At 72.3% G+C, this 12,486-nt stretch carries 13 protein-coding genes; 2 read left to right on the top strand and 11 right to left on the bottom strand.

Annotation, left to right across the window (positions count from 1 at the left end):
- Positions 1-125: 125 nt before the first annotated feature.
- A complete protein-coding gene (locus Scani_RS06155) occupies positions 126-854 on the bottom strand; it encodes a uridine kinase family protein (protein ID WP_371872312.1) in 729 nt (242 codons plus the stop codon).
- A gap of 155 nt (positions 855-1,009) precedes the next feature.
- On the opposite strand from Scani_RS06155, the gene Scani_RS06150 reads away from it, so the two are divergent.
- The gene (locus Scani_RS06150; RefSeq protein WP_159470774.1) at positions 1,010-1,411 is read left to right on the top strand and encodes a hypothetical protein; all 402 of its coding nucleotides are present in this window, start codon (positions 1,010-1,012) and stop codon (positions 1,409-1,411) included.
- Positions 1,412-1,487: 76 nt separating this feature from the next.
- On the opposite strand, the gene Scani_RS06145 is transcribed toward Scani_RS06150, so the two are convergent.
- The 7 genes from Scani_RS06145 to deoC all read right to left on the bottom strand — a co-directional run bounded on the left by Scani_RS06145 (position 1,488) and on the right by deoC (position 7,986).
- Positions 1,488-2,183: a hypothetical protein gene (locus Scani_RS06145; RefSeq protein WP_159470772.1), complete on the bottom strand. Its 696-nt coding sequence runs from the start codon at positions 2,181-2,183 to the stop codon at positions 1,488-1,490.
- A 26-nt stretch (positions 2,184-2,209) separates the two neighbouring features.
- Complete coding sequence (locus Scani_RS06140; protein ID WP_159470770.1) at positions 2,210-2,980, bottom strand: hypothetical protein; 771 nt, start codon at positions 2,978-2,980, stop codon at positions 2,210-2,212.
- 31 nt (positions 2,981-3,011) lie between these two features.
- Entirely contained in the window at positions 3,012-4,172 is a 1,161-nt protein-coding gene (locus tag Scani_RS06135) for a WXG100 family type VII secretion target (RefSeq protein ID WP_159470768.1), read from the bottom strand.
- Positions 4,169-4,504: a DUF2563 family protein gene (locus tag Scani_RS06130; RefSeq protein ID WP_159470767.1), complete on the bottom strand. Its 336-nt coding sequence runs from the start codon at positions 4,502-4,504 to the stop codon at positions 4,169-4,171. Before Scani_RS06130 ends, Scani_RS06135 begins: the two co-directional genes overlap by 4 nt.
- Positions 4,505-4,665: 161 nt before the next feature.
- Positions 4,666-5,532 (bottom strand): aldehyde dehydrogenase family protein, encoded by an 867-nt coding sequence (locus Scani_RS06125; RefSeq protein WP_159470765.1) that lies wholly within the window; start codon positions 5,530-5,532, stop codon positions 4,666-4,668.
- Entirely contained in the window at positions 5,532-6,983 is a 1,452-nt protein-coding gene (locus tag Scani_RS06120) for an aldehyde dehydrogenase family protein (protein WP_159470764.1), read from the bottom strand. Before Scani_RS06120 ends, Scani_RS06125 begins: the two co-directional genes overlap by 1 nt.
- Before the next feature lie 7 nt (positions 6,984-6,990).
- On the bottom strand, positions 6,991-7,986 hold the full coding sequence (deoC, locus tag Scani_RS06115; RefSeq protein WP_174872649.1) for a deoxyribose-phosphate aldolase: 996 nt from the start codon (positions 7,984-7,986) through the stop codon (positions 6,991-6,993).
- Positions 7,987-8,198: 212 nt separating this feature from the next.
- Here deoC and Scani_RS06110 point away from each other — a divergent pair, with 212 nt between their 5' ends.
- Positions 8,199-8,834, top strand: a complete 636-nt coding sequence (locus Scani_RS06110) for a PH domain-containing protein (RefSeq protein ID WP_159470762.1) — start codon at positions 8,199-8,201, stop codon at positions 8,832-8,834.
- Positions 8,835-9,044: 210 nt separating this feature from the next.
- Here Scani_RS06110 and Scani_RS06105 read toward each other — a convergent pair whose 3' ends face one another.
- The 3 genes from Scani_RS06105 to Scani_RS06095 all read right to left on the bottom strand — a co-directional run bounded on the left by Scani_RS06105 (position 9,045) and on the right by Scani_RS06095 (position 12,445).
- Entirely contained in the window at positions 9,045-10,727 is a 1,683-nt protein-coding gene (locus tag Scani_RS06105) for a phospho-sugar mutase (protein WP_159470760.1), read from the bottom strand.
- A 302-nt stretch (positions 10,728-11,029) separates the two neighbouring features.
- Positions 11,030-11,851, bottom strand: coding sequence for a purine-nucleoside phosphorylase (locus Scani_RS06100; protein WP_159470758.1), 822 nt, complete (start codon positions 11,849-11,851; stop codon positions 11,030-11,032).
- A 156-nt stretch (positions 11,852-12,007) separates the two neighbouring features.
- Positions 12,008-12,445, bottom strand: a complete 438-nt coding sequence (locus Scani_RS06095) for a gamma-glutamylcyclotransferase family protein (RefSeq protein WP_086717848.1) — start codon at positions 12,443-12,445, stop codon at positions 12,008-12,010.
- Between the last annotated feature and the right edge of the window lie 41 nt (positions 12,446-12,486).

The raw sequence follows: 12,486 nt of genomic DNA, 5'->3' as shown, positions 1-12,486 counted from the left end.
GGGGGATACGGGGGATCACGGGGAAGAAGAAGCGGGTTCGGGCGGCCGGGGGGTCTGTCCGAGCCCGCTTCTTCACGTGTGACGGGACGGCTTCGTGTGCGCCGGGAGCGGGGCGGTCCGGCCCGTCAGGAGCGTACGGGCGCGTCCACCGCCTGCATCGTGTCCACCGCGTCCGCCGCCTGCACCGCGTCCGCCGTGTCCGCCGTCCGTGCCGCCGATATCCGTGCCAGCGCCTCCGGCTTGGCGCAGGGGTGCGCGCCCAGCGCGGTGTGCCGGGCGACGACCGACCGCTCGGCGCGCAGCAGCCGCAGTCCGCGGCGTACGAGATACGGGGCGGACTTGCGGCCCTCGCGCAGATCCCGCGCCAGCCGACGGCGGAAGGTGGTGGCGGGGCGGCCGCGCAGGCACAGCGCGTCGGCCAGCAGTCCCGCCGCCCGGCAGTCCGCGATGACATCGGCGGCGAAGATGCCCTCCGCGATGAACAGCGGGGCGCCCCCGAGGTCGAGCCCCGTCGTGCCGACCCGGGCGCTGGCCGAAAGGTCGTAGACCGGGACGTCGGTGCGCCCCGAACGGCACAGGGCGTCGATGGCCGCGACCGCGGCGGAGGCGTCCCAGGACAACGGCGCGTCCCAGTCGGCGCCGCCGCCGTCGGGCAGTTGCGGCAGCGTCGGGTCCGTCCCCTCCTTGTAGAAGTCGTCGAGGTTGAGGGCGGGGAGGCCGCTGAGTGCGGCCAGGGACGTCTTGCCGGAGCCCGAGGGGCCGGTCAGCAGAATGACCCGGACGGGGGCGCCTCCCTGCTCGAACGGGGTCGAGGGCTCGGGGGCGGGCGGCCGGGTGCGGGAGTGGGAGCTCACGGGCACCCATTGTCGCGTATGGGGCCGTGTGGGGTACCCCTGGCGCGCGAGGTGGCTCGACCCTGCCGCCTCAACTACGCTACGCAGTCAATCGATTACCCGACGGCTCTCGCTCGCACAGCGCTTCGACCCCTTCGATCCCCAGGCAGGTGCCCATGCCCTCCCATGCACGTCCCAAGCCCAGCCGTGTTCCGCGCACTTTGCTGCGGGCGGGGCTGGTGTTCTCCGCGGCCGGTGCCGCGCTCGCAGCGGGCGGTGCGGCTACGGCGTCCGCCGCCCCCGCGTCCGCGGCACGCAGCAGCGACACCGGCGCCACGGCCTCGGCGCTGACCGGAGCCCTCGTGAACTCGCTCGGCGGCGGCCTCGGTCCGGTCAAGAACCTCCAGGTGGACCCCTTGGCCAACACCCCCGTCGACCCGCTGGCCAATGCGGTCAGCACCCAGATCGCCGACTTCAAGCCGGTGGGCACCACGCTGTTGACCGGCGCCCTGTCGAACGGCGGCGCGCTCAAGGACCTGCCGCTGGTGGGGACGTTGACGAGGGTGCTGCCGGGGTGAGGCCGGCGCGGCGGGCGCTGCCCCGGCGGCTCCCCAGCCACCGGGCCGGTCGCGCCCGCCGCCCCGCCCGCCGGGCTCAGCGCCCCTGGAAGGCCGAGACCATCGCCTGCATGTCGTCCTGGAGCGAACAGCACAGCGCCAGCCACGAACCGTCGATGAAGACCAGGTCGAAGCGCCCGCGGGGGAACGTCATACGCGGCCTGGGCCGCAGCTCCGCGATGTTCGACAGCTGTATCTGCGCCGCGACCTCCAGCTCCGGCTCGCGCTCCCGCCACCCCGTGGCATGGTCGGTCAGCACGAACAGCCGCCGGTCGGTGAGCGCCTGATGCCGGGGCGAGCCGCCCGCGTTGGTGACCTGGACGAGGAACCGGCCGGCCATGCTGGACCAGTCACCCTCCATGGTCTTGCCGAACAGCGCGCGGTTCGCCGCGTCGTCGAGGGCGTCCTCGATGTCGTCCTGGGCCTCGTTCAGCCCCTCGGCGACCGTGCCGACCACACGCGTCGCCCGGTTGTCGAGCAGCCGGTTGTCGAGCAGGCGGCTGTCCGACGGCCGGCCGGCAACCGCACCGGCGGACGGCTGCGATGCCTTGTCGAGGATGTCGCTCAGCTTTCCCAGGAGGCCCTTGCCGCGGGTCGGCCGCTTCCTAGGTGCCCTGAGGTGGCCGGGCACGAGCGGAAGGTCGGGGTACTCGTGGTAGTCCCTGGCCTCCCACAGCGCCTCGCCGGGCTGGAGGAACCGGCGGCAGGGCGTTGCATGGTCGGTCTTCGGCACGTGGTCAGCCTTCCTGGATCATGTCTTCAGAGGCCTTGGTGGAAGGCGGCGACGATGCCCTCCATGTTCTCGCGGTGCAGACTGCCCAGGGCGATCCACGATCCGTCGGCGAAGGTGACGTCGAACCGCCCCTTGGTGACGGCCTTCGAATGCGCGGTGACCCGGGCGATGTTCGTACGGGGCACCGCCACCCCGAGATCACACTTCGGGGTGCCGTCCAGCCAGCTCTTGTTGCGGTTCACGAGCACGATCAGCCGGCGGTCGGTCAGCGCCTGGAACCTGGGTTCGTCGCCCGCGTTCGTCAGATCGACCAGGAAACGCCCGGCCATGCTCGACCAGCCGCCCTCCATGGGCTTGCCGTACATCATGTGCTCGATGGCGTCGGACGCGGCGTCCTCGATCGTGTCCTGAAGTTCGAACACCGCCTCGCTGAGATCGCGGTCCGGCCGTCTCCCGTAGTTGTCGCCGAAGTCTCCGGCGGCATACGTGGCGACGGTTTCGCCCTCTCGGCCGACGGGCCGCGGCGCGCTGTTGCCGGCGGACCCGCTGACGGCCCGCGTCACGGGGTTGTTCGCCAGCCGGTTGTTGATCGCCGGACCCAGCGGCTTGGTCACCTTGCCCAGAGCGTTCCCCAGCGCGCCCCGTACCCGCTGTTCGAGAGGGGACGGGGTGCGCGGGGTGCGCAGCTCGGCAGGGACGAAGGGCAGCGCCGCATTGTGGCAGTAGTCCGAGGCGATGATCAGCCGTTCCCCTGGCTGGAGGAAAGGAGGAAAACAGTCGCGGTAAAACGGCGTCATCCGGTGCCGCTCCTCTCGTCGGGTGTGCGGCTCAGCCGAACGGGTTGTCGGGATCGCGGGGCGTGGTCGTCCGGGCCGGCGCCGGCATGGTGGTCACTCCGGGATTCTCCGCAACGGCCGGTTCGCGGTAGCGGCTGAGCGGGTCCTGGGCGACGGGCTCGTCGGGCAGCGACGCGAACCCCGGGTCCGGGGCGGTGGGCCGTCCGCCGGGCAGCGGGGAGGCGGGCTCCTGGACGTCGCGCGAGGGGGCGAAGCCCGGCGCGGGCGGCCCCTCGAAGTCGGATGCGGGGGGCAGATGGGGGCTGCCGTGTCCACTGCTGCCGCCGCTGTCGTGGGAACCCTTGCCGCTCAGCGCATCGTCGAGCTTGTCGGCCTCGTGCTGGACGATGGGAGAGACGGCCTGGGTCGGGTCGCCGGAGAAGCCGAGGGCGCCCATCCCGAGCCCCACGGCCCCCTTCATCGGCGTCTTGATGGCCTTCAGCGCCTTCTTGGCGGCCAGCGCCTTCGCGAACTTCTCAGCCTCGACCGGGTCCTTGAGGTGCTTCCAGGTCCAGGGCTTGAGCTTTTTGATCTTCGACATCTTCTTGGCTTTTTTCAGCAGCTTGATGATGTTGACGAAGGCCTTGAGTTCCTTGGCCAGTTCGGCCAGCACCCTGGCGATGCGCGCCGACACGAAACTGGCCTCGGCCACCGCTGCCGCCGCGGCGGCAGCGGCCGAGATGCCGGCGGTGACGATCGAGGTGGCCAAAGCCACCGCGAGTTCGATGATGGCCCATTCGATCAGCTCGCGGATGAGCGTCTCGACGACCTGCTCGGCCATCTTCGCCTGTGCGCCGGCCTGTTCCAGGACGTCGGCCACGGCGTCCATGTCCTCGGCTTCCGCCTCCAGGGCGGTTTCCAGCTCGGCGAGGTGCCCCTGGAACGCCTCGGCGGCCTCGCCGGTCCACTCGTGGGCGAGGTCCGCGCGGTCGCGCCGCTGGTCAGCGATCAGATCGCGCAGCTCGGCCGCCTGGTCGCGCCACAGCTTCGCGGCTTCCTGGATGCCCTCGTCGTCGCCGGTCACCGCCTCCAGGTGCTCGGCGAGCGGTTCGACGAGCGGACGCATGATGGTGTCGACTGCGGAGTCGAAGCCGCTCATCCAGTCGTTGACCTTGTTGTAGGCGCCCAACGCCCCCGATACCGGGCCGCTCATCGCGTGCTCCCCGGTCCGCCCGAGTGGATCTGCCGCATCGACGCGGCGGTCGCGTCCTCGTCGGACTGGTAGGCCCGCGCCGTCTCCGTGACGCCCTCGCTGATCTTCTCCTCCAGCTTGGCCGCGGAGTCGAGCGTGTCCAGGCAGTGCTCGCTCTGCTCGTCGTAGGCCTGGTAGAGCTCATCGGACTCCGGGAGCTTCCCGAAGGCCTCCTTGCTGAGCTCGTGCGAGGCGAGCTTGCTGCGGATCGCCCGCAGCTTCTCGGCCCGCTGGTCGGCGCTCTTGGCGAACTTGTGCAGCGCTTCCTGGGCAGCGCTGAATTGCTCCGGCACGAATCTCCCCCGAAATGTTGTCGTCGTGCTGTCAAGCCAATCGTAGTTAAAGAACCGGACAGCCGTGCGGGGCCCCGCCATCAGGCGAGACCCCGCACGGGCATTGGTGACGGCGCGTCATGAGACCGCCGTAATAGGCCCAGAGCAGGCCGGGAACAGGCCTAAACGCCCATCGGATGCCACACGGTCTTCGTCTCCAGGAAGCTCAGCAGGCGGCCGGTTCCGGGGTCGGCGGTCCAGTTCACCGTCCCCGGGCGGAGCACCCGCTTGAGGTTGTCGGCCGCGGCCGTCTCCAGCTCCTTCGCCAGCTCCTCGTCGGCGCCCGCGAGGTCGAGGGCGTTGACGTCCTGGTGGGCGGCGAGCGGGGCGCCCAGCTCCGCGGTACGGCCCGAGAGGATGTTGACCACGCCGCCCGGGAGGTCGGAGGTGGCGAGCACCTCGGCCAGGGAGAGAGCGGGCAGCGGGGCGTCCTCGGCGGCCGCCACGACCACCGTGTTGCCCGTGACGATCGCCGGGGCGATCACCGAGACCAGGCCGAGGAAGGACGAGTCCTGCGGGGCCAGGACCGCGACCACACCGGTCGGCTCGGGGGAGGAGAGGTTGAAGTACGGACCGGCCACCGGGTTGGCGCCGCCGGCGATCTGGGCGACCTTGTCGGACCAGCCCGCGTACCAGACCCAGCGGTCGGTCGCCGCGTCCACCTGCGCCGTGGCCTTCGCCTTCGACAGGCCCTCGGCGGCGGCCACCTCGGCGACGAACTGGTCGCGGCGGCCCTCCAGCATCTCGGCGACGCGGTAGAGGATCTGCCCGCGGTTGTAGGCCGTGGCGCCCGACCAGCCGCCGAACGCCTTACGGGCGGCGACCACCGCGTCCCGGGCGTCCTTGCGGGAGGCCAGCGGCGCGTTGGCGAGCCATGCGCCCTTGGAGTCGGTCACCTCGTACACCCGCCCGCTCTCGGACCGGGGGAACTTGCCCCCGACGTACAGCTTGTAGGTCTTGAGCACACTCAAGCGGTCAACGGTGTTCATCAGCGCGCGCCCTCCGGGCTCGACGGGGCGAGGTACGCCTCCAGACCGTGCCGGCCGCCCTCGCGGCCGTAGCCCGACTCCTTGTAGCCGCCGAAGGGCGAGGCCGGGTCGAACTTGTTGAACGTGTTGGACCAGATGATGCCCGCACGCAGCTTGTTCGCCATCCACAGCATCCGCGAGCCCTTCTCCGTCCAGATGCCGGCGGAGAGGCCGTACGGGGTGTTGTTGGCCTTCTCCACGGCCTCCGCGGGGGTGCGGAAGGTCAGCACGGAGAGCACCGGGCCGAAGATCTCCTCACGGGCGATGCGGTGCGCCTGGGTGACACCGGTGAACAGCGTCGGGGCGAACCAGTAGCCGGAGGAGGGGAGTTCGCAGGACGGCGACCAGCGCTCGGCGCCCTCGGCCTCGCCCGCGTCGGCCAGCGCGGTGATCCGGGCCAGCTGTTCGGCGGAGTTGATGGCGCCGATGTCGGTGTTCTTGTCGAGCGGGTCGCCCACGCGCAGGGTCCGCATCCGGCGCTTGAGCGCGTCCAGCAGCTCGTCGGCGACCGACTCCTGGACCAGCAGGCGCGAGCCCGCGCAGCAGACGTGGCCCTGGTTGAAGAAGATGCCGTTGACGATGCCCTCGACGGCCTGGTCCAGCGGCGCGTCGTCGAAGACGATGTTCGCCGCCTTGCCGCCGAGCTCCAGGGTGACCTTCTTGTCCGTGCCGGCGACCGTACGGGCGATGGCCTTGCCGACCTCGGTGGAGCCCGTGAAGGCCACCTTGTTGACGTCGGGGTGCCCGACCAGCGAGGCGCCGGTGGAGCCGTCGCCCGTGAGGATGTTGACGACGCCCTTGGGCAGACCCGCCTGGCGGCAGATGTCCGCGAAGAACAGGGCGGAGAGCGGGGTCGTCTCGGCGGGCTTGAGTACGACCGTGTTGCCGGTCGCCAGTGCCGGGGCGATCTTCCACGCGAGCATGAGGAGGGGGAAGTTCCAGGGGATGACCTGGCCGGCCACGCCCAGGGGGCGCGGGTTGGCGCCGTACCCCGCGTGGTCGAGCTTGTCGGCCCAGCCCGCGTAGTAGAAGAAGTGCGCGGCGACCAGCGGCAGGTCGGCGTCCCGGGACTCGCGGATCGGTTTGCCGTTGTCGAGCGACTCCAGCACGGCCAGCTCGCGCGAGCGCTCCTGGATGATCCGGGCGATCCGGAAGAGGTACTTGGCGCGCTCGGCGCCGGGCAGCGCGGACCACTTCTCGAAGGCCTTGCGGGCCGCCTTCACGGCGCGGTCGACATCGTCCGCGCTCGCCTGGGCGACCTCGGAGAGGACCTCCTCGGTCGACGGGGAGACGGTCTTGAAGACCTTGCCGTCGGAGGCCGGGGCGAACTCGCCGTCGATGAACAGGCCGTAGGACGGCGCGATGTCGACGACCGCGCGGGACTCGGGTGCGGGTGCGTAATCGAAGGTCATGGGAGCCTCAGTCCACCGTGACGTAGTCGGGGCCGGAGTAGCGGCCGGTGCTGAGCTTCTGGCGCTGCATCAGCAGGTCGTTGAGGAGGCTGGAGGCGCCGAAGCGGAACCAGTCGGCGGTCAGCCAGGGCTCGCCGAGGGTCTCGTTGACCATGACCAGGTACTTGATCGCGTCCTTGGTCGTACGGATACCGCCGGCCGGCTTCACCCCGACCTGGACGCCGGTCGCGGCGTGGAAGTCACGGACCGCCTCCAGCATCAGGAGGGTGACCGGCGGGGTGGCGTTGACGGCGACCTTGCCGGTCGAGGTCTTGATGAAGTCGGCGCCCGCGAGCATCGCGAGCCAGGAGACCCGGCGGACGTTGTCGTACGTCTGGAGCTCGCCGGTCTCGAAGATGACCTTGAGGTGCGCGGCGCTGCCATCGGGCCGGGCGCACGCCTCCTTGACGGCCTTGATCTCCTCGAAGACGTCCATGTAGCGGCCGGAGAGGAAGGCGCCCCGGTCGATCACCATGTCGATCTCGTCGGCGCCGGCCGCGACCGCGTCACGGGTGTCGGCGAGCTTGACCGGCAGCGCGGCGCGGCCGGCCGGGAAGGCGGTGGCGACGGACGCGACGTGGACGCCGGAGTCGCCGAGCGCCTCCTTGGCCGTCGCGACCATGTCCGGGTAGACGCAGATCGCCGCGACCTTGGGGCTGGTGCGGTCCGTGGGGTCCGGGTGGACGCCCTTGGCGCACAGCGCCCGGACCTTGCCCGGGGTGTCCGCGCCTTCGAGGGTCGTCAGGTCGATCATCGAGATGGCGAGGTCGATGGCGTACGCCTTCGCCGTCGTCTTGATCGAGCGGGTGCCGAGGGTGGCGGCGCGGGCCTCGAGGCCGACCGCGTCGACACCCGGCAGGCCGTGGAGGAAGCGGCGCAGCGCACCGTCGTCGGCGGTCACGTCCGCCATTGACGCCAGACGCCCCGCGGCTTCCTTGCCGTATGCGGGAACAGTGATGGGCATGGTCACGAGGGGAGCATATCTACGCGCGTAGCACCATGTCATCCCCTCCGGCCGTCCGAATCCGGCCGGGTGGGAGGGCGCCGATGGGACAACATGCCCGGTCCCGGGCGCCGGACGCGGCCGTATCCGGGTCGCGGCCGCTTCCCTCCCCGCGCACGAATGATGCCGTAACGCAATGTCCGGCATCCGGACGGTCGGGCAGAATCGGCGGCATGACGAGTCAGGACCGGTCCACCCCGCCCCAGCAGCAGTACGCGGAGCGCAGCTACCGCTCGCCCGCGGCCCTCGCGGGCGGCGTGCTGCTCCTCCTGCTCGGCGGCTGGCTCGGCGGCGACGCGCTGCTGCGGGGCGTCGCACACACCAAGCTCATGGCGGTGTTCGCGCTGCTCCTCGGCGTGCCGCTGGTGGTCGCCTACACCCTGCGGCCGCTGGTGCGGGCGGGCGAGGACCGGCTGACGGTGCGCAATCCGTTCCGTACGGTCACGCTGCCGTGGAGCGCGGTGGAGACGCTGCGCGCGGCGTTCTCCACGGAGGTGGTCACCGCTGCGGGCACGACGTACCAGCTGTGGGCGATTCCGGTCTCGCTGCGGCAGCGCAAGAAGGCCAGTCGCCAGGCGCAGCGCGGGGCCGCATCCGGGCCCCGGTTCGGACCGCAGGCCCATGCCGGCGAGGACGGTTCGGTGACGCGGGCCGTGGCCGACCAGGCCCTCGAAGAGCTCCGTGAGGTCAAGGAGCGCGCCGCGGCCCGCGAGAGTGCCCAGGGCGAGCCGGTGGTGCGCTGGTCGTACGCGATCCTCGCGCCGATGGCGGTGGGTGCGGTCGGGCTGGCCGTGATGGTGGCGCTGTAGGGCGTTGCGGGGCCGTGGGAACCCTGCGGCGGCGGGGGCCCGGCTCGGGGCGCGCGGTGCGCCTCGGCGGTCGCTGCCGACGGGCGGGCGACGGCCGGCCGGTGCCGGTCCGCAAGTGTCGGCCGGCGGAGGCCGACCGGCAGGTGCCGACGGACCGGTGCCACCCGGCCCGCCGGCCGGGGCGCCGCCGGCGCCCCGTCACCCGGCCTCTCAGATCCCGGCCGCGGCCGCCAGATCACGCTTCAGGGCGGCCAGCGTCGCGGCCGCCTTCGTCCGGGCCCCGGGCAGCGCCTCGGCGGCGGCCACCGGGACCACGACCTCCAGGTAGCACTTGAGCTTCGGCTCGGTGCCGCTGGGACGGACCACCACGCGGGCGGCCTCGATGCCGGCCTCCGGCGAGCCGGAGAGGTAGTAGCGCAGACCGTCGGTCGGCGGCAGCGTCTCCGTGCCCCGGTTCAGGTCGTCGGCCCGGGTCACGGCCAGGCCCGCCAGCACGGTCGGCGGCTGCTCGCGCAGCCTGCGCATCGCATCGGCGATCAGCGACAGGTCCTCGACCCGGACCGAGAGCTGGTCGGTGGCGTGCAGCCCGCATTCCAGCGCCAGGTCGTCGAGCAGGTCGGTGAGGGTGCGCCCGGCCTGCTTGAGCTCGGCGGCCAGCTCGGTGATCAGCAGGGCCGCGGTGATGCCGTCCTTGTCGCGCACGCCCTCCGGGTCGACGCAGTAGCCGAGCGCCTCCTCGAAGGCGTACCGCAGGCCGTCCACCCGCGCCAGCCACTTGAAGCCGGTCAGCGTCTCCTCGTACGGGAGCGACGCGCCGGCCGCGATACGGGACATCAGCTGGGACGAGACGATGGTCGTCGCGAAGGTGCCGGTCGCGCGCTTGCTCACCAGGTGGGAGGCGAGCAGGGCGCCGACCTCGTCGCCGCGCAGCATCCGCCAGCCGTCCGGCGCGGCGGGGTCGGGGACGGCGACGGCGCAGCGGTCCGCGTCGGGGTCGTTGGCGATCACGATGTCGACGCCGGAAGCGCCCTGCGCGCGGGCGGTGGCGAACGCGAGGTCCATCGCGCCCGGCTCCTCCGGGTTGGGGAAGGCGACCGTGGGGAAGTCCGGGTCGGGCTCGGCCTGCTCCGCGACGACGGTCGGGGCCGGGAATCCGGCGCGGGCGAAGGCGGCGACGAGGGTGTCCCGGCCGACGCCGTGCATCGGCGTGTAGACGACCTTCGTGTCCCGGGGCGAGCCTGGCGTCAGCACCGCGTCCGTACGCGCCAGGTAGGCGTTCAGGACGGCCTCGTCGAGGGTCTCCCAGCCGGCCTCCGGGCGCGGTACGCCGGCCAGCGGGCCGACCGCGGCGATCTGGTCGGCGATCTCGCCGTCCGCGGGCGGCACGATCTGCGAACCGTCGCCCAGGTAGACCTTGTAGCCGTTGTCGCGCGGCGGGTTGTGGCTGGCGGTGACCTCGACCCCGGCCACCGCGCCCAGATGCCGGATCGCGAAGGCCAGGACCGGGGTGGGCAGCGGGCGCGGCAGCACCGCGGCGCGCAGGCCGGCGCCGACCATCACGGCCGCCGTGTCGCGGGCGAAGTCGGCGCTCTTGTGGCGGGCGTCGTAGCCGATGACGACCAGCCCCGCGCCGTCGCCCTGCGCCTTGAGGTACCCGGCGAGACCGGCCGCCGCCCGGATGACCACGGAGCGGTTCATCCGCATCGGGCCCGCGCCCAGCTCCCCGCGCAGCCCGGCGGTGCCGAACTGGAGGGTGCCGGCGAACCGGGCGGCCAGCTCGTCGGTCTCCTCGGCCGCGATGAGCTTGGACAGCTCTTCCCGGGTCTCCGGGTCGGGGTCCTCGGCCAGCCATGCCTGGGCCCGGTTGATCAGCTCCGCGGGATCGGTAGCCACGTGATGCTCCTGACGGTGGATGCGGGTGGGGGCGCGCTGGGACGGCTGCCGGGGGAGACCCCTCCCGGCTCGTCACGCATACCCATTGCGCGCATGAGGGGAGCCGCAGAACCGGCCAATGCCGCTGGATGGCAGCGTGCGGGGGACGGCGGCGCCGCGCGGTGGGGACGGACCGTTCGGCGGCCCGGCCGGTGCGGTGGGGACGGCGGCGGGACGGCCCGGCGGGTGGCACGCACCCGCCGTGGCCGTCGCCCGTCCTCGTGCTGGGCCCGGCGCGCGGGGCGCCGGGGTGCCGGGGTGCCTCAGAGCTTGCCGAGCACCTGGGCGAGCAGGCTGCCCATCCGGGTCGCGGAGTCGCGGCCGGCCTGCAGCACCTCTTCGTGGTTGAGCGGCTCGCCCGTCATGCCGGCGGCGAGGTTCGTCACCAGCGACAGACCGAGCACCTCGGCGCCGGCCTCGCGCGCCGCGATGGCCTCCAGGACCGTGGACATCCCGACCAGGTCGGCGCCCAGCGTCCGGATCATCTTGATCTCGGCCGGGGTCTCGTAGTGCGGGCCGGGGAACTGGGCGTAGACGCCCTCCTCCAGGCTCGGGTCGACCTCCTTGCACAGCGCGCGCAGCCGCGGCGAGTACAGGTCCGTCAGGTCGACGAAGTTCGCGCCGACGATCGGGGAGGTGGCGGTCAGGTTGAGGTGGTCGCTGATGAGGACCGGCTGGCCGGGGCGCATGCCCTCGCGCAGACCGCCGCACCCGTTGGTGAGCACGATGGTCTTGCAGCCGGCCGCGACGGCGGTACGGACGCCGTGCGCGACCGCGGCGACACCGCGGCCCTCGTAGTAGTGCGTACGGCCCAGGAAGACCAGCGCCCGCTTCTCGCCGACCCGGTACGAGCGGATCGTGCCGCCGTGTCCTGCGACGGCCGGCGGCGGGAAGCCGGGCAGCTCGGTGACGGAAAATTCGTGCTCGGGCGCGCCCAGGGCCTCGGCTGCCGGCGCCCAGCCGGAGCCCATCACCAGGGCCACGTCGTGGGTTTCGGCGCCGGTCAGCTCGCGCAGACGGGCGGCGGCGTCGGCGGCGGCACCCTGCGGGTCGCGCGCGATGTCCGGGGTAACAGATGCGTTCACGCGGACGAGGGTAGCCGGTATTCCCCTACGCGCGTAGATGTCGCTGCTCACGGTACCGGGATCGTTGTCTTGTGGGTTTTGCCAAAGGTGTCGCCCCGGGCGCGTCGCGGCACCCGTACGGCGGTGCGCCCGGCGTGCGCCCACCCCGGCCGCCGCTCAGCAGGGCCGCTTGCGCAGCTCCATCACATAGTCGTGCGGTGCGCCCGCCGACTCCGCGGCGTCCGCGATCTCGCCCAGATAGCGGGCGGACGGCAGACCGCCCTCGTAGCCGTTGAGGACGTAGAGCCAGGCGGCCTCGTCGCCGTCGAGCGTGTGCACCCGCACCCGCATCCGGCGGTAGATGTCCATGCCGACGCCCTCCCAGCGGTCCATGGACTCCTCGTCCATGGGCGCGATGTCGTAGAGGGCGACGAAGACCTGGGAGGCGGGGGCCTCGACGATCGTCGCCAGCGCGCCTTCCCAGCCCATCTGCTCGCCGCCGAAGGTCAGCCGCCAGCCGTTGAGCCAGCCCGTGCCGCGCAGCGGCGAGTGCGGTGCGCGGCGGGACATCAGCCGCGCGTCGAGGTTGCCGGCGTACGCGGCGTAGAGCGACATGGTTCCGAGGGTACGGGAGGATGCCCGCCGGGCTCGTGGTG

Origin of the sequence: Streptomyces caniferus (assembly GCF_009811555.1) — a bacterium.
Lineage (GTDB): Bacteria > Actinomycetota > Actinomycetes > Streptomycetales > Streptomycetaceae > Streptomyces > Streptomyces caniferus.
Note: the sequence above shows the minus strand (reverse complement) of the source record. Positions and strands in the feature narration are given on the sequence as shown.